Below are 685 nucleotides of genomic sequence, written 5' to 3' on the forward strand. Positions count from 1 at the left end.
ACCGAGCAGAACCACGACTGCAATAATGATGATCAGTAGCTTGCTTTTACCTTTTGGTGCATCGGCACCTTGTAGCTGTTCTTCTGCCATTGTTTTCTCTAATTATTTGTTCTTGTTCAAGATGGTTGAGGTTACGACATTAGGCGTAAAAACTAATTCCATCACGCTTTGAAACCACATTCAAATCAAGATTCACGTCAGCATCAAAGTTTTCATCTGACTGGCCAGAAAAACCGCGTCCAGACGTGCCTTGGCCATGTTGTTCAGCCGCTGCGTAGCCACTTTGCTGTTGTCCACTGCTTTGCTGCTGAACCGAGGAATCCGCCAGTTGCATCCCTTGTTGAGCCAACATTTCACGTAGACGAGGCAACGTTTGTTCAATAATGTCACGCGCTTGTGGGTTGGTAACCGTAAAATGCACGTTGGCCAAATCGTTGTTCATCGTCATGCGAATTTGCATACGGCCAAGCTCTGGTGGGTCAAGTCGGATGTCGAGGTTCTTCAAGTTCTTCGACATCATCATTTGTACTTTTTCCGCCACTTGCTCATTAGCGAGTTCTTTTGTTAATTGCAGAGGCAGTTGTGCTTGCTGAGCGGCTTCCGCTCGGGTTTGCTGTTGGGCTGTTACACCTTGTTGACCTGCTGCCGCTTGCAGCTGTCCTGCTAATCCGTATTGCGACTCTGG

1 protein-coding gene and 1 pseudogene are annotated in these 685 nt (G+C 47.6%); both read right to left on the minus strand.

Annotation, left to right across the window (positions count from 1 at the left end):
- Nucleotides 1-90, minus strand: a pseudogene (fliL, locus tag R7E78_RS26935) (flagellar basal body-associated protein FliL); the annotation flags it as partial.
- A gap of 49 nt (nucleotides 91-139) precedes the next feature.
- Nucleotides 140-685, minus strand: a 546-nt coding sequence (locus tag R7E78_RS26940) for a flagellar hook-length control protein FliK (RefSeq protein WP_318058717.1), incomplete at its 5' end; no start/stop codon positions are given.

This window comes from Vibrio sp. YT-19(2023) (genome assembly GCF_033337395.1).